The following is a 14,949-nucleotide window of genomic DNA, read 5'->3' on the forward strand; positions in this document are numbered from 1 at the left end:
CTCAGACAACCGCAGCGAGTCAGATCACGAAGCAGTCCTGTCCTTCGGCAGGACTGCAACCCCGCAACCACCACGCCGCAGGCGCTGACATACGGGAGGTGGTGCGGGCCTTCGCTTCGCTCGGCCCCGGTTTGAAGCCGAGCGGAGCGATGGCGCCGGCTGTTGGCTGTTGGCTATTGGCTATTGGCTGCCCCAGCCTCCCCCCTTCTGCCCACGCCTGCGTTGGGCGGGATGCGGGGTGGCAGCCCTGCCGAAGGACAGGGCTGCTTCGTTGTCTAGCTTGCCGCAGTTGTTTGAACGGATTGCGCCGCAGGCGCAAGGAGTGAGTTCTGCGGCACACCCCGCATCCCGCCCACCGCAGGTCGCCCCGTAGCGAAGCGAAGGGGTCGTGGGCAGTTCGGGGCGCGCTTCTTTGCTTCCTTTCTTATCGCGCGATAAGAAAGGGAGTCGGCCGCCGGGCCGAAACCCGGCCTCGAAAAACAACCACCCGGCAGGGGCAGGCTATGGACCCCATAAAAGAAAAGCGCCACCAGCATCCCTGCCAGCAGCGCCTTCCTCAGTCAATCATCAGACCGAAATCAGCGAACGGTATCGCCCAAAACAAGCCCTTCACGGCGTGGATCAGCCCCACCTTCCAGCTGCGCCTGCCCATTGCGCTGCACCCGCAAGATGGTGCCGATGCCGCTGGACTGCGCACTGATGGACACCACATGGCCCAGGGCACGCAGGCCGCTGACCAGCGGATCGTCGTTGCCGCCATTGGCCGTGTTGATGTTGGGGTGCTCGCCGCCCACGTTGGTGGTCGGGCTGTTGGCCGCGCCGAAGTCCACCATCGACGTGGCCTGCTGCGCATCCAGACCCCAGTCCAGCGCGCCGACCAGGGTCTTGGTCACGTACTGGATGATGGTGCTGCCGCCTGGCGAGCCCGTGGCCATCTTGAAGTCGCCGGCGGTGCCGTCGGTCTTCAGGTCGAACACCAGCGTGGGCGCCATGGAGCTGCGCGGGCGCTTGCCCGGCTGCACGCGGTTGGCGACCGGGCCGTCGGCGGTGCTGGGGATGGCCGCGAAGTCGGTCAGCTGGTTGTTGAGCACGAAGCCGCGCGTGACGTGAAAGGACCCCATGCTGGACTCCACCGTGGTCGTCATGCTCAGTGCGTTGCCCTTGGCATCGACGATGCTCATGTGCGTGGTGCCGGCCTCCTTGACGTCGACCACGCCCTGCGAAGGCGTGCCAAAGTTGCCTGCCTGGGCCGTGCCCATGCTCTTGGTCGTGGAGATGAGGGCGGCGCGCTGGCGCAGGTAGCTCTTGTCCAGCATCAGGGCCGGCGAGCCGCCGGGCAGGGACACGAAGTCGGTGTCGGCCACGTACTTGTCACGGTCGGCATAGGCCAGGCGCAGGGCTTCGCTGACCAGGTGCACGCCCATCACCGAGGGCTTGCCGCCCTCGCCATCGATGGCCGTGGGCGCATAGGCCTTGAGGTCGAAATTCTCCAGAATGCCCATGGCCTGGGCCACGGCGATGCCGCCGGACGACGGCGGCGGCATGCTGCAGACCATGTAGCGCGCGCGGTAGGTGGTGCAGACGGCCTCGCGGCGCTTGGCCTCGTAGCTGGCCAGGTCCTGCAGCGTGGTCTTGCCGGGGGTGATGGGCGCACCGTCCGAGACGGTCTGCGTCACGCCCACCTTGCTGACGATGGCCTGGGCCAGGTCGCCACGGTAGAAGGCATCGGCACCCCCCGTGGCGATGCTGCGCAGCGTGTCGGCATAGGGCTGGTTGACGAACTTGGCGCCCAGCGCCAGCGGCTTGCCCTGGGCATCGAAGTAGAGCTTGGCGGCATCGGCATCGCGCGCCAGCTCCGTCTTGGAGCCCTCCAGCGCGGCGGCCATGCGGCCGCTGATGGGAAAGCCCTTGCTGGCCAGGTCGATGCCCGAATTGAACAGCTGGGGCCACGCGGTCTTGCCGTAGTCCTTGTGCGCGAGTTCCAGCATGCGCACCACGCCCGGCGTGCCGATGGAGCGGCCGCTGGAGCGCGCCGAAGGCTTGGGCGCGGTCTGGTCGGTGGCGTCGTCCACGTAGCGCAGGTAGTTTTCCGTGGCGGCAGCCGGCGCGGTCTCGCGGCCGTCATAGGCCACGACCTTGCCCGTGGCCGCATCGCGGTAGAGCATGAAGGCGCCACCGCCGATGCCGCTGGACTGCGGCTCCACCAGGCCCAGCACCATCTGCACGGCCACGGCCGCATCCACGGCCGAGCCGCCGGACTTGAGCACCTCGCAACCGGCCTTGGACGCCAGCGGGTTGGCCGTGACCACCATGTACTTGGAGGTGTGCAGGGCCTTCTTGCCGAGGCGGTAGCCCGACGAGGGTTCGGGTGCGGCCGGATCACCGGGCAGGCCCGAGCCCACGACCACGCTGCCATCGCCCGAGGTGATGGCGCAGGCCGCCAGGTCGTCCTGGCCCGATCCGCCATTGCCACCACCACCGCCGCACGATGCGAGGAACAGCGGCGTGGCGGCCGCAAGGCCGATCCACTGCCATGCGGGCAGGCGTTGCCTGGAAGGGGGTTGCTTCATGAAATGTCTCCTTGTGGTGCGTGGAATGCGTTGATCTTGTTCACCTGGGGCAGCACCCGCCCGCAGGCTTGCCGCGAGCTTACATCCGTTCCACCACCACTTCGCGCAGATGCAGCCACCCCATCAGAGCGGGACTGAAGGGCCCCGTTCGCGGATGGCCGGCCCTGCATGCAAGGTCCGTGCCCGGATCGGGACGGCACCAGCACCGGAAATATCTGGCGGAAAATCCGAACCCGAGCACACCCCAAGGCTGTGCGGCCCGCAGCCTGTGCGGTCGCCCACTTTGGCTTACCATCGCCGGCCCTCTGCTTGATAGGTACAAGCCATGATCCGCGTCTCTGAACTGAAACTGCCCCTGTCGGCGGTGCAATACAACCCCGACAGCCATACCGAATACCTGCCCCTGGAGCCGCTGCGCGCCCTGGCCGCGCGCCAGCTGGGCATTGCCGAGGAGGCCATTGCCTCCGTGCATGTGCACAAGCGCAGCTTCGATGCGCGCAAGTCCGAGCTGCTGGCCGTCTACATCGTCGACCTGACGCTGGCCGACGAGAGCCAGGAAACCGCGCTGCTGGAGCAGTTCTCCAGCCATGCCCATGTGAACCCCACGCCCGACATGCGCTGGCATGCCGTGGGCCAGGCGCCTGCCGACCTGCAGCGCCGGCCCGTGGTGGTGGGCTTCGGGCCCTGCGGCATCTTTGCGGCCCTGGTGCTGGCGCAGATGGGCTTCAGGCCCATCGTGATCGAGCGCGGCCGCTCGGTGCGCGAGCGCACCCAGGACACCTGGGGCCTGTGGCGCAAGCGCGAGCTGGTGCCCGAGTCCAATGTGCAGTTCGGCGAAGGCGGCGCAGGCACCTTCTCCGACGGCAAGCTCTACAGCCAGATCAAGGACCCGCGCCACCTGGGCCGCAAGGTGATGCAGGAGTTCGTCACCCACGGCGCGCCGCCCGAGATCCTCTATGCCGCGCACCCGCACATCGGCACCTTCAAGCTGGTGAAGGTGGTCGAGGGCATCCGCGAGGAGATCATCCGCCTGGGCGGCGAGATCCGCTTCGGCCAGCGCGTGTGTGACATGCGCATCGAAGGCGAGGGCAAGGACCGCCGTCTCACCGCCCTGGAAGTGCTGGACCAGGACAGCGGCGAGCGCCAGTGGCTGGAGACCGACCATGCCGTGATGGCCCTGGGCCACAGCTCGCGCGACACCTTCGCCATGTTCTACGAGCGCGGCGTGCACATGGAAGCCAAGCCGTTCTCGGTGGGCTTTCGCATCGAGCATCCGCAAAGCGTGATCGACCGCGCGCGCTGGGGCAGGCATGCCGGCCACCCGCTGCTGGGTGCGGCCGACTACAAGCTGGTGCACCACGCCAGCAACGGGCGCGCGGTCTACAGCTTTTGCATGTGCCCGGGCGGCACCGTGGTGGCGGCCACCAGCGAGCCCGAGCGCGTGGTCACCAACGGCATGAGCCAGTACTCGCGCGCCGAGCGCAATGCCAACGCCGGCATGGTCTGCGCCATCGACCCCTCCGACTACCCGCGCGATGCCAAAAGCTTTGCCTGGGCCTTCGACGGCAAGACCCATGGCGTGGAAAACCTCAAGGACGGCGAGCTGCACCCGCTGTCGGGCATCGTGCTGCAGCGCCAGCTGGAGACCAAGGCCTACCTGCTGGGCGGGCGCAACTACAACGCGCCGGGCCAGCTGGTGGGCGACTTCATCGCGGGCAAGGAATCGGCCGCGCTGGGCGAGGTCGAGCCCTCCTACAAGCCCGGCATCACGCTGACCAACCTGCACCACGTGCTGCCGGCCTATGCCATCGAGGCCATGCGCGAGGCGCTGCCCGCCTTCGGCAAGAAGATCCGCGGCTACGACATGCACGATGCCGTGCTCACCGGCGTGGAAACGCGCACCTCCTCGCCCGTGAAGATCGAGCGCGGCGCGGACTTCCACAGCCTGAACACGCGCGGCCTGTACCCGGCCGGCGAAGGCGCCAGCTACGCGGGCGGCATCCTGTCGGCCGGCGTGGATGGCGTCAAGGTGGGCGAGGCCGTGGCCTGCGCCATCCTCGGGCTGCCCCTGCCCTCGTCGGGGGCACGCGGCTCCGGTGGCGCAGCATGACACCGCGTCCGCCCCGTTTCGCCGCCCCCTCGCGCGCCCAGCTGCTGGCCGCCATTGCGGCCATGGGCGTGGTGGTGCTGTCGTCCAACATCCTGGTGCAGTACGCCATCAACGACTGGCTGACCTGGGGCGCCATCACCTATCCGTTCGCCTTCCTGGTGAGCGAGCTGGTCAACCGCAGCTTCGGCCCGCAGCAGGCCCGGCGCGTGGCCTGGGTGGGCTTTGCCGTGGCCGTGGCCGCCTCGCTGGTGCTGGCGCCGCCGCGCATCGCGCTGGCCTCGGGCGCAGCCTTCATTGCCTCGCAGTGGCTGGACATCGGCGTGTTCCACCGCCTGCGTGCGGGCCGCTGGTGGCGTGCCCCCCTGGTGGCCACGCTGCTGGCCGCCTGCCTGGACACCTTCCTGTTCTGGAGCATCGCCTTCGCGGGCGCCGCCGAGCCCTGGGTGACCTGGGCCCTGGGCGACCTGGGCGTGAAGCTGGTGCTGGGCGTGGCACTGCTGCTGCCGTTCCGCCTTGCCATCGCCCGGTGGTGGAAAGGCCCATCGGCAATCGCCAGCGCCAAATAAAGCCGACGCGGTTCGCACGGACTCGATCTCAAGCCAGGGGCACCGTGCAACGGGAAGCGGCTTCCGCCGCTCAGGGCGAGTCGAATAACTATGGGTTGCGCTGCAGATAGTCCACGGCCAGCGCGGCCAGTGAGCGCGCACCCGTGGGCAGTTGCTTCTCGTCGATATCGAACAGCGGCGAGTGGTTGGACGGCGCCTTCGCGAAATCCTGGCCTGCCGGCGGCGCGCCCAGGAAGTAGAAGAAGCCCGGAACCACCTTCTGGAATTCCGAGAAATCCTCGGAGCCGCTGACCTTGGGAATCACCATGGCCTTGCCGCCCATGGCCAGCTTGAGCGCGGGCAGCGAGGCCTCGGTCAGCGCGGCGGGGTTGGTGGTCACCGGATAGGCCACGGGACCGAAACGCACCTTGGCCTTGGCGCCGCTGGAGGCCGCGATCTGCTCGGCCGTGGCGGTGATGCGCTTGTGTGCCTCCTGGCGCATGTCCTCGTCGAAGGTGCGCAGCGTTCCCTGCATCTCCACGTTGTCCGGGATGATGTTGTAGCGCGTACCGCCATGGATGGAGCCGATCGTCAGCACGGCGGGCTCCAGGCTGATGTTGAGCTGGCGGCTGACCACGGTCTGCAGGCCCAGCACCACCTGGCTGGCCGCGACGATGGGATCGACCGCATTCCACGGCGACGAGCCATGGCCGCCCCGGCCCTCGACCTGGATGCTCAGGCTGTCCGAACCCGCCATCAGCGGCCCGCTGCGGTAGCCCACCATGCCCGACGGCAGGTTGGACGTGATGTGCAGGCCGTAGATGGCCTGCACGTCCTTGAGCACACCGGCCTCCACCATGGCCTTGGCGCCGAAGCTGGGCACATGGCCGTGGGCATCGGCCTCCACGGGAGCTCCTTCCTCGGCGGGCTGGAAGATGAACTTCACCGTGCCGGGCAGCTTGGCGCGCATGCCGGCCAGCGCCTCGGCCGCGCCCATGAGCATGGCCACGTGGGCATCGTGCCCGCAGGCATGCATGACCGAAACCTCCTTGCCCATGTACTGGGCCTTGGCCTTGGAGGCAAAGGGCAGGCCGGTCTTCTCGGCCACGGGCAGCGCATCCATGTCGGCACGCAGCGCCACGGTCTTGCCCGGCTGGCCGCCGCGCAGCACGCCCACCACGCCCGTGCCGCCCACGCCGATCTGCACCTCCATGCCCAGGCGGCGCAGGTGATCGGCCACCACCTTGGCCGTGCGTTCTTCCTGCCCCGACAGTTCGGGGTGCTGGTGGATGTCGCGGCGCCACTCCACCATCTTGGGCGCCAGCGGCTGGATGGCGGCATCCAGGGCCGCCAGGCCCTGTGCATCGAGCCCCTGGGCGCTGGCCGCCAGTGGCAGGCCGCAGGCCAGCAGCCCGGCCAGGGCGATGGAGCGCAGGCCTGTGCGCGGGAAGGAGGAAGGCTTTGTCTCGGCGCTGGTGTGGAGCATCTTCGTGGTCCTGGAAAGTGGCACAAGCAGCCATGCTAAAAGTGAAGCACGTATGACGGGCACGTCAAAATCGCCATTCGAGGAGCCAGAACCGCCATGCCCCGGACCTTTGTCATCGAGCTGCCCTGCCTGGAGCACAGCGCCATCGGCCACGCCGCGCACCTGGTGGAGATGCTGCGCAGCGCCAACCTGGTCGCCAGCCTGCGCCTGGGCCGGCGCGCACCGCGCTTTGGCTGGCGCTGGGTCGACGGCCAGGGCCGGCCCCTGCCCACCATGCCGCACGCGGACGAAGGCGCGGCAGCAGAAGGGCCCGCGCAGGCCGTCTTCGTGAGCGCGCTGCACTGCCCTGACATTCCCTCCATCCGCGACATCGTCGCCGCGCATCCGGCCCTCGTGCGCCGCATCACCACGGCCTTCGACCAGGGCCTGGCCGTCTGCACGCTGGGCAGCGCCGCCTGGTTTGCGGCAGCGGGCGGCCGCTGCCAGGGCCGGCTTGTGGCCCTGCCCTGGTATTTCATGGGTGGCTTCGGCCTGGACTTCCCGGGCATCGAACTGGCCGAGGGCCAGCCCTTCGTGGACGACAGGCCCTGGCTCAGCGCCTCCCACCCCGAGGCCCTGGCACCCATGGCCGTCGCGCTCACACGCCATGCCTTCGGCGACGACCTGGCCGCAGCGCTGGCCGCCGTGCTGCAGCCCGATGCCCAGCGCGAACGCGCCACCCGCGCCGCCCTGCAGGACCGCCGCATTCCCGCCACGCGCAACAGCGTGCTGGCCCATGCCATCGCCTGGCTGGAGGCACGCGTGGAGCAGCCCTATGACCTGCAGGCCCTCGCGCACGCGGCATCCACCAGCCCGCGCACCCTGCTGCGCCACTTCCAGCAGGAGCTGGGCCACAGCCCGCTGGACCACCTGCACCGCCTGCGCTGCGCACGGGCCCGGGTGCTGCTGGAGATCACGCTGGAGAGCGTGCCGTCCGTGGCGCTGGCCTGCGGGTATGGGGATGCCTCGGCGTTTCGGCGGGTGTTCTTGCGGTATGTGGGGATGGCGCCTGCGGCCTATCGGGAAAGGCATGCGTTGAGGGCGCCCAGGAGGCGGTGGAGGGTCGATGCCCTGGACGGGAGCGCTACGGGCATAGACGTTTGAACACCGCTTCGCGATGGGCATCGACCATCGACTCCTGCGTCGCGTCGATCCATGCGCGTACCGGATCTCCCCGTCCGGGATACGGCTATGTCCGCTGCGGCGGCCACTGGCGGGCCGCATGCAGGACGCGCAGCACACGCACGCTGTCGGCGATCACGTCATAGACCAGGATGTAGCTGGGATGCACCACCAGTTCGCGCGTGCCGGCGACGCGCCCGACTCGGCCAAGCAGGGGATGGTCGATCAAATGCCCCGCTATTTCGGAAAACCGCTCGTCAAGGGCCAGCGCAGCGGACGGATTGTCTTGAGCGATGTAGGCACGGATCTCCCGCCTGTCGGCGGCTGCTGGACGTGTCCATACCAGCTTCACGGCGCGGAAATCTTCCTGCGCATTTCGGCCCGCCATGCCCGTGCTTCTGCTTCCACTTCATCGGCAGACAGCACCTCGCCCGCGTTGGCCGCGTCGATGCCGACCTGCACTTGCGCGCGCAACCATGCGTCATGTGCCGCAGTCTGTTCCTGCTGTTGCACATATGAGCGCATGAAGTCGCGCAGCAGCTGCGCACCCGTGCGGTCGCAGGCTTTGGCGGCGGTGGCAAAGTCGTTTTTCAGGACCTCATCGACCCGGAAGGTGAAAGTTGCTTCGCTCATGGCGCGGGCTCTCATGTGTTACAGGGTACGTACAAGGTAGCACATAGGACAATGCCACACAGATGTATCGGCATGGCATCAAGGTCACCCAGGCCTGACGGATGGAGCTGGACGAGCAGGCACGGGACAGGGACAAAAACAGACCCGAGAACAAGAAAAACCTAATCCACCGTCACCTTCGCCTCCCGAATCACCCTCCCCCACTTCTCCGTCTCGGCAGCAATGAACCGATCGCACTCCTCAGGCGTGGACCCCTCCGCAAACGTCCCCATCACCTGCTCCAGCCGCTGCGACACCTCGGCACTGCGGATGATGCGCGACACCTCGGCGGACATGCGCTGCACGATCTCGCGCGGCACGCCGGCCGGCGCGATCATGGCCGCCCAGGTGCTGCCCAGCAGGCCGTCGTAGCCCTGCTCCACGAAGGTGGGCACGTCGGGCAGCGCGGCCAGGCGCTTGTCGCTGGCCACGCCGATGAGGCGGATGCGGCCGGCCTTGGCGGGCTGGATGAGGTTGGGCGGCGGGTCCAGGAACAGCGGGATCTGGCCGCCCATGAGGTCGGCCAGCGCGGGCGCGGCGCCCTTGTAGGGCACGTGGACCATGTCCGTCCTGGTGAGCAGCTTCATCAGCTCGGTGGTCAGGTGGGCGCTGGAGCCGCTGCCCGAGGAGCCGAAGCCCACCTTGCCCGGATTGGCCTTGGCATAGGCGATCAGCTCGGGCGTGGTCTTGAAGGGCGCGTTCATGGCCACGGCAGCGACCAGGGGCGAGACGCCCATGAGCGAGACGCCGACCAGGTCCTTCTTCGGGTTGTAGGGCAGCTTGGGATAGAGCGTGGTGTTGGCCGCATAGGCCGCGATGACCACGCCGAAGGTGTGCCCGTCCGGCGCGGCCTTGGCGATCTGGTCCACGCCGATGATGCTGTTGGCGCCAGGCTTGTTCTCCACGATGACGGGCTGGCCCAGGGCCTTTTGCAGGCCGACCTGCAGCAGGCGCGCCATCTGGTCGGTGAAGCCGCCTGCCGTGTACGGAACGATGATGCGGATGGGCTTGGAGGGCCAGGGGCTCTGGGCCCAGGCCGAGGGGGCCAGCACGGTGGTGGCTGCTGCAGCGGCGGCAGCGGTCGATTGCAAAAAGCCGCGGCGGGAAGTCGAAGGCATGGTGTCTCTGGATTCTTCTAAGTTGAAAAATGGCCCCCACGCTACCCTTGCTGCGCAAGGTCCGCTGCCCCCCAAGGGGGCCGCTTTTCATCTTGGGGCGGCCCGGCGATGAAAAAACGCCACGCAACAGCGCAGCGTCGGATGGAAAACAAGGCTCAGTACCCCCGCGCCACATCCACAAGGTTGAGCAGCGGCTCGCCCGCGCGCAGGCGGCGCAGGTTCTCCAGGCACTGGCGCGCCACGGTGTCGGCCGAGGCCTGGGCCGCGATGTGCGGCGTGACAAAGGCCTTGGGATGGCCCCAGACCTTGTTGCCGGGCTGGGGCGGCTCGTCGCGCAGCACGTCCAGCGCGGCGCCGGCCAGGTGGCCTTCGTCGAGCAGGACCAGCAGGTCGTCTTCCACCACCTGCTCGCCGCGCCCCACGTTGATGAAGTAGGCGCCGCGCGGCAGCAGGGACAGGGTGCGGCGGTCCAGCAGGTCGCGCGTCTCGGGCGTGAGCGGCAAGGCGCAGACCAGGATGTCGCTGGTGGACAGCAGTTGCTTCAGACCTTCGGCACCGCTGTGCGTGGCCAGGCCTGCAATGCTCTTGGCGCTGCGGCTCCAGCCTGCGACGGGGTAGCCGATGGCCTGCATGGCGCCGGCCACGAAGCGGCCGACCTCGCCCAGGCCCAGGATGCCCACGCGGCAGTCTGCGCTGGCGCGCACGGGGCGGCGCAGCCAGTCGCCGGCCTGCTGCTGGCGCGCGAACAGGTCCAGCTCGCGCGTGTGGCGCAGCGCGGTACCGACCACGTACTGGGCGATCTCCACATGCTGCTGCGGATCGACGGTGCGCGCCACGGGCAGGCCAGCCGGCAGGTCGGGCACGGCCAGCAGCTTGTCCACGCCCGCGCTGGGCGCGCATAGCAGCTTCAGGCCCGGATAGGCCGGCAGCACGCCCGGCTTGAGGCTCCAGGCGAGCATGGCCTCGACCGCATCGGCCGGCGCCTCCTCGCGGTGGCCCCAGACCTGCACACCGGGCGCCAGCGCGCGCAGCGAGTCGACGATGGGCGCGCCCATGCTCGGATGGATGTTGACCAGAATTCCCATGGTTTCCTTCAGTCCTTGTAAGAAGGGTCTATGCGGTCCAGGCGGCGCAGCAGGCCGGGCCAGGCCAGGCCTGCGCCCTTGCCCTTGGTGACCTGGCGCGACTGGTTGACCGCGTCGGCAATGATGTCCTGCGGAATGCGCGTGAGCTCGCCGCCGCCCGACTGCGCCAGGATCTGGATGCGGCAGGCCGACTCCAGCGTGTACATGGCCAGCACGGCCTCGGCCACGTTGCGGCCGCAGGTCAGCAGGCCATGGTTGCGCAGGATGAGGAAGTTGCTGGCGCCCAGGTCATCGACCAGGCGCGGCTTCTCGTCGTCGCGCAGGGCCACGCCTTCGTAGTCGTGGTAGGCCAGGCGCGCCAGCGGGAAGATGGACTGCTGCGAGATGGGCAGCAGCCCCTCCTTCTGCGCCGAGACGGCCACGCCGTAGCGCGTGTGCGTGTGCAGCACGCACTGCACCTCGGGGCGGCCGTCGTGGATAGCGCTGTGGATGACGAAGCCGGCCGGGTTGACGTCGTACTCGGTCTCCATCAGCGGCCGGCCCTCGTGGTCCACCTTGACCAGGCTGGACGCGGTGATCTCGTCGAACAGCATGCCGTAGGGGTTGATCAGGAACTGGTCGGGCTGGCCCGGCACGCGCGCCGAGATGTGGGTGAAGATCAGGTCGTCCCAGCCGAAGTGGGCGACCAGCCGGTAGGCGGCGGCCAGCTCGATGCGGGTCTGCCATTCCTCGGCCGTCACCTGGCGGCGGACCTCGGACATCGTGGTGTCGTTGCTCATGGGGTGTACCTCTTGGTGGACATCGTTTGGAGAAAGCATCCGCCGGTTCAGCGCCCCGTCGCGTACTGGTCGCGCAGCTCGCGCTTGAGCACCTTGCCGATGGCGCTGCGCGGCAGCTCGGCAATGAAGCGCAGGTCCGCCAGGCGCTGGGTCTTGCCGGCCCGCTGGTTGTACCAGCCCATGATGTCCTCGGGCAGGGCCGGCTGCCCCGCGCGCGACACCACGTAGGCCACGGGCGTCTCGCCCCATTGCTCGGAAGGCACGCCGACCACGGCCACGTCGTCCACGGCCGGGTGGGCGCGCAGCTGGGTTTCCAGGTCGCTGGGGTAGATGTTGAAGCCGCCGCTGATGATCATGTCCTTGCGGCGGTCGAACAGGGTGAGGAATCCATCGGCATCGAAGCGGCCCACGTCGCCCGTGCGGATGAAGCGCTTGCCCGTGGGGTCGAACCATTCGGCTTCGCGCGTCTTGGCGGGCTGGCCGTGGTAGCCGGTCATCATGCTGGCAGAGTGGCCCACGACCTCGCCATCCTCGCCCGGGGCGACCTCGCGGCCGTCCTCGTCGATGAGGCGGATGTCATGGCCCTCGGCGGGCCTGCCCACGGTATGCAGCTTGTCCGGGTGCAGATGGGCTTCGAGGATGCAGGTGCCGCCGCCTTCGGTCATGCCGTAGAACTCGGTCAGGCTGCCGGGCCAGCGCGCCACCACGTCGGCCTTGAGCTCGGCCCGGAACGGCGCGCTGGTGCAGAACTTGGCGCGGAAGCTGGACAGGTCATGCTCGCCGAACTGCGGCAGCGCCATGATGCGCTGGTACTGCACGGGCACCAGCATGGTGTGGGTGACGCGGTGCTGCTGGGCCAGCTGCAGGTAGCGGGCCGCGTCGAATTTGGGCATCAGTACCACGCAGCCGCCGCTGCCCAGCGTGGGGAAGAACACCACCAGCGTGGTGTTGGAGTACAGCGGCGTGGCCAGCAGCGTCGTGCCATCGGGGCCATAGCCGTAGACGCTGCCCCGGTTGATGTGGGCCCAGCGCATGCCGTGCGACTGCACGATGCCCTTGGGGGTGCCCGTGGTGCCCGAGGAATAGATGATGTTGAACGGCGCGGCCGGCTCCACGCTCACGGGCGCGGGCTGCGCGCCTTCGGGCGCCAGCCAGTCGTCAAAGGCACGGCCGGGCGCGGCGCCGTCCAGCGAGATGCATTGCAGGGCGCTGTCGGCAGGCACCAGGTCCTGGGCCGCCTTGTCGAGGAACAGGTGGCGCGCCTGGGCATCGCGCAGCATGGAGGCCAGGCTGTCGGCCGTGGAGGACGGCGCCAGCGGCGCAACCACCACGCCCGCGCGCAGGGCGCCCAGGAACAGCGCGGCATAGCGCACCGAGTTCAACGCGCAGATGGCAATCGCCTGGCCAGGCTGCACGCCGTCGCGCTGCAGCGCGGCGGCCACGCGGTCCATGAGGGCGTCGAGCTGCGCGTAGCTCAGCGTCTGCTGGTCGTCGCGCAGCGCGGCATGGACCGGCTGCTGGCGCGCGTGGCTGCGGATCAGTTCGGCCAGCGTGGTGAAGGGCGCATCGGGCGAAGGCAGGGAGACAGTCATGAGGGACTCCGTTTCACGAATTCACGAATCTCAAGCGGACTGCGCCCGCCAGCCCCCTGGCCCTGCGGGCGCATTGGAGGACAGGCCTACTTGGCGGCCAGGCCCAGGCGGTCGATCAGGACCTTGTCCTTGGCATAGGCCTCGCGCACCCATTGCGCATAGTCGGCGCCGGAGCGGTACCAGGCGTCCTGGTTCAGCTGCTTGAGCACCTCGATGTGGCGCGGGTCATCCATGGCCTTCTTGAAGGCGTCGTGCAGCTTGCGCACCACGGCCGGGTCCATGCCCTTGGGGCCGGCCAGTCCGTAGGGCGAGGTGGAGACCACGCCATAGCCCAGTTCCTTGGCCGTGGGCACGTCGGGCCAGCGCTGGGTGCGCTTTTCGCCGAAGGTCATGAGCAGGCGCATCTGGCCGCCATCCACATAGGTGTCCCAGCCCGAGGCATCGCTTTGCGCGGCCACGTGGCCGCCCAGCAGGGCCTGCTGCAAGTCGGCGTTGCCCTTGAAGGGCACGTGGTTGAGCGTGACCTTGGCGTTCTCGGCCAGCTCCTCCATCAGCAGGTGGGGCGAGGAGCCTATGCCGGTGGAGCCGTACTCGATCTTGCCGGGGCTCTTGCGCGCGGCGGCGATGTATTCGTTGAAGCTCTTGTAGGGCGAGTCCGAGCGCACCGTGAAGCCGAAGGTGTAGCCCGAGACGCCGATGATGTAGGTGAAGTCCGTGACCGGATTCCAGGCCGTCTTCTGCATGTGCGCCATGCGCAGCATGGACATGGGGAACTGGGTGATGGTGTAGCCATCGGGCTTGGCCGTGCGGGACATGTTGCCCGGGCCCAGCGTGCCGCCCGCGCCGGGCTTGTTCTCCACGATGATGGCCTGGCCCAGCTGCTTGCCCGCGATGTCGGCCAGGGTGCGCATGTGGCGGTCGGTGGAGCCGCCTGCGGGGAAGGGCACGATCAGCGTGATCGGGCGCGTGGGAAAGTCGCTGGCCTGGGCCCATGCCGGTGCGCTGGCGCCCGTGGTGGCCACAAAGACAACAGCCGCAAGCGCAAGGCTGCGGCGGCCAATGGAAATCTGCATGTCTGTCTCCTGCATCTCTGAACCAGGTGGGGCCGGGGCACATGCCTTGTGTGCCGCTCTGGCCAGGGCCCGGATACTTCACCGGGCCCGTTGGCACCGCCTCCCGGTGCGGCGCCTTGCATTCTTACAGCGACTGCACCAGCTCGGGCACGGCCTGGAACAGGTCGGCTTCCAGGCCGTAGTCGGCCACCGAGAAGATCGGTGCCTCGGGATCCTTGTTGATCGCCACGATCACCTTGGAGTCCTTCATGCCGGCCAAGTGCTGGATGGCGCCGGAAATACCGGCCGCAATGTACAGCTGGGGCGCCACGATCTTGCCGGTCTGGCCGACCTGCAGGTCATTGGGCGCATAGCCTGCGTCCACCGCTGCGCGGCTGGCGCCGATGGCGGCGCCCAGCTTGTCAGCCAGGGGCGTGATGACTTCCTGGAACTTCTCGCTGCTGCCCAGCGCGCGGCCGCCGGAGACGATGATCTTGGCGGCCGTCAGCTCGGGGCGGTCGCTCTTGGTCACTTCACGGCCCACGAAGCTGCTCTTGCCGCTGTCGCCAGCGGCCGCCAGCTGCTCCACTTGGGCGCTGCCGCCCGTGGTGGCCGCTGCGTCAAAGCCCGTGCCGCGCACGGTGATGACCTTGATCTTGTCGCTGCTTTGCACCGTGGCAATGGCGTTGCCTGCGTAGATGGGGCGCTCGAACGTGTCGGCGCTGTCCACCTTGGTGATGTCGCTGATCTGGGCCACGTCCAGCTTGGCGGCCACGCGC

13 protein-coding genes are annotated in these 14,949 nt (G+C 68.5%); 3 read left to right on the plus strand and 10 right to left on the minus strand.

All coding sequences use genetic code 11. The features are described from left to right. Nucleotides 1–578 precede the first annotated feature (578 nt). Nucleotides 579–2,570 carry a gamma-glutamyltransferase gene (gene ggt, locus L995_RS23090; RefSeq protein WP_016448064.1) on the minus strand — a complete coding sequence of 664 codons (1,992 nt, stop codon included), beginning with the start codon at nucleotides 2,568–2,570 and terminating at the stop codon, nucleotides 579–581. A 325-nt stretch (nucleotides 2,571–2,895) separates the two neighbouring features. On the opposite strand from ggt, the gene L995_RS23095 reads away from it, so the two are divergent. After that, nucleotides 2,896–4,680: an NAD(P)/FAD-dependent oxidoreductase gene (locus L995_RS23095; RefSeq protein ID WP_047473847.1), complete on the plus strand. Its 1,785-nt coding sequence runs from the start codon at nucleotides 2,896–2,898 to the stop codon at nucleotides 4,678–4,680. After that, nucleotides 4,677–5,246, plus strand: a complete 570-nt coding sequence (locus L995_RS23100; RefSeq protein WP_016448066.1) for a VUT family protein — start codon at nucleotides 4,677–4,679, stop codon at nucleotides 5,244–5,246. The genes L995_RS23095 and L995_RS23100 overlap by 4 nt, the downstream gene beginning before the upstream one ends. An 88-nt stretch (nucleotides 5,247–5,334) precedes the next feature. On the opposite strand, the gene L995_RS23105 is transcribed toward L995_RS23100, so the two are convergent. Continuing rightward, nucleotides 5,335–6,711 (minus strand): amidohydrolase, encoded by a 1,377-nt coding sequence (locus L995_RS23105; RefSeq protein WP_047473848.1) that lies wholly within the window; start codon nucleotides 6,709–6,711, stop codon nucleotides 5,335–5,337. 96 nt (nucleotides 6,712–6,807) lie between these two features. Here L995_RS23105 and L995_RS23110 point away from each other — a divergent pair, with 96 nt between their 5' ends. After that, on the plus strand, nucleotides 6,808–7,854 hold the full coding sequence (locus L995_RS23110; RefSeq protein WP_043791028.1) for a GlxA family transcriptional regulator: 1,047 nt from the start codon (nucleotides 6,808–6,810) through the stop codon (nucleotides 7,852–7,854). 85 nt (nucleotides 7,855–7,939) lie between these two features. Here the strand turns inward: L995_RS23110 and L995_RS23115 are convergent, their stop codons facing one another. The 8 genes from L995_RS23115 to L995_RS23150 all read right to left on the minus strand — a co-directional run. Further along, on the minus strand, nucleotides 7,940–8,224 hold the full coding sequence (locus tag L995_RS23115; RefSeq protein ID WP_047473849.1) for a type II toxin-antitoxin system RelE/ParE family toxin: 285 nt from the start codon (nucleotides 8,222–8,224) through the stop codon (nucleotides 7,940–7,942). Continuing rightward, nucleotides 8,221–8,505, minus strand: coding sequence for a CopG family ribbon-helix-helix protein (locus L995_RS23120; RefSeq protein WP_013804138.1), 285 nt, complete (start codon nucleotides 8,503–8,505; stop codon nucleotides 8,221–8,223). The genes L995_RS23115 and L995_RS23120 overlap by 4 nt, the downstream gene beginning before the upstream one ends. Nucleotides 8,506–8,666: 161 nt before the next feature. Then, nucleotides 8,667–9,662, minus strand: coding sequence for a tripartite tricarboxylate transporter substrate binding protein (locus L995_RS23125; RefSeq protein WP_012203338.1), 996 nt, complete (start codon nucleotides 9,660–9,662; stop codon nucleotides 8,667–8,669). 155 nt (nucleotides 9,663–9,817) lie between these two features. Further along, nucleotides 9,818–10,747 (minus strand): 2-hydroxyacid dehydrogenase, encoded by a 930-nt coding sequence (locus L995_RS23130; RefSeq protein WP_047473850.1) that lies wholly within the window; start codon nucleotides 10,745–10,747, stop codon nucleotides 9,818–9,820. 8 nt (nucleotides 10,748–10,755) lie between these two features. After that, complete coding sequence (locus tag L995_RS23135; protein ID WP_012203336.1) at nucleotides 10,756–11,526, minus strand: class II aldolase/adducin family protein; 771 nt, start codon at nucleotides 11,524–11,526, stop codon at nucleotides 10,756–10,758. A 47-nt stretch (nucleotides 11,527–11,573) separates the two neighbouring features. Then, complete coding sequence (locus L995_RS23140; protein ID WP_047473851.1) at nucleotides 11,574–13,118, minus strand: class I adenylate-forming enzyme family protein; 1,545 nt, start codon at nucleotides 13,116–13,118, stop codon at nucleotides 11,574–11,576. Between the two features lie 86 nt (nucleotides 13,119–13,204). Continuing rightward, complete coding sequence (locus tag L995_RS23145) at nucleotides 13,205–14,191, minus strand: tripartite tricarboxylate transporter substrate binding protein (protein ID WP_016450812.1); 987 nt, start codon at nucleotides 14,189–14,191, stop codon at nucleotides 13,205–13,207. 124 nt (nucleotides 14,192–14,315) lie between these two features. After that, nucleotides 14,316–14,949: electron transfer flavoprotein subunit alpha/FixB family protein (locus L995_RS23150; protein ID WP_231574514.1), on the minus strand; the 634-nt coding region annotated here is incomplete at its 5' end.

This window comes from Delftia sp. ZNC0008 (assembly GCF_000799035.1).
GTDB lineage: Bacteria > Pseudomonadota > Gammaproteobacteria > Burkholderiales > Burkholderiaceae_C > Comamonas > Comamonas tsuruhatensis.

What these genes read in the sequence shown, in the direction of transcription:
- ggt (WP_016448064.1), bottom strand. Translation starts at nt 2,570, where the DNA reads ATGAAGCAACCCCCTTCCAGGCAACGCCTGCCCGCATGGCAGTGGATC.
- L995_RS23095 (WP_047473847.1), top strand. Translation starts at nt 2,896, where the DNA reads ATGATCCGCGTCTCTGAACTGAAACTGCCCCTGTCGGCGGTGCAATAC.
- L995_RS23100 (WP_016448066.1), top strand. Translation starts at nt 4,677, where the DNA reads ATGACACCGCGTCCGCCCCGTTTCGCCGCCCCCTCGCGCGCCCAGCTG.
- L995_RS23105 (WP_047473848.1), bottom strand. Translation starts at nt 6,711, where the DNA reads ATGCTCCACACCAGCGCCGAGACAAAGCCTTCCTCCTTCCCGCGCACA.
- L995_RS23110 (WP_043791028.1), top strand. Translation starts at nt 6,808, where the DNA reads ATGCCCCGGACCTTTGTCATCGAGCTGCCCTGCCTGGAGCACAGCGCC.
- L995_RS23120 (WP_013804138.1), bottom strand. Translation starts at nt 8,505, where the DNA reads ATGAGCGAAGCAACTTTCACCTTCCGGGTCGATGAGGTCCTGAAAAAC.
- L995_RS23125 (WP_012203338.1), bottom strand. Translation starts at nt 9,662, where the DNA reads ATGCCTTCGACTTCCCGCCGCGGCTTTTTGCAATCGACCGCTGCCGCC.
- L995_RS23130 (WP_047473850.1), bottom strand. Translation starts at nt 10,747, where the DNA reads ATGGGAATTCTGGTCAACATCCATCCGAGCATGGGCGCGCCCATCGTC.
- L995_RS23135 (WP_012203336.1), bottom strand. Translation starts at nt 11,526, where the DNA reads ATGAGCAACGACACCACGATGTCCGAGGTCCGCCGCCAGGTGACGGCC.
- L995_RS23140 (WP_047473851.1), bottom strand. Translation starts at nt 13,118, where the DNA reads ATGACTGTCTCCCTGCCTTCGCCCGATGCGCCCTTCACCACGCTGGCC.
- L995_RS23145 (WP_016450812.1), bottom strand. Translation starts at nt 14,191, where the DNA reads ATGCAGATTTCCATTGGCCGCCGCAGCCTTGCGCTTGCGGCTGTTGTC.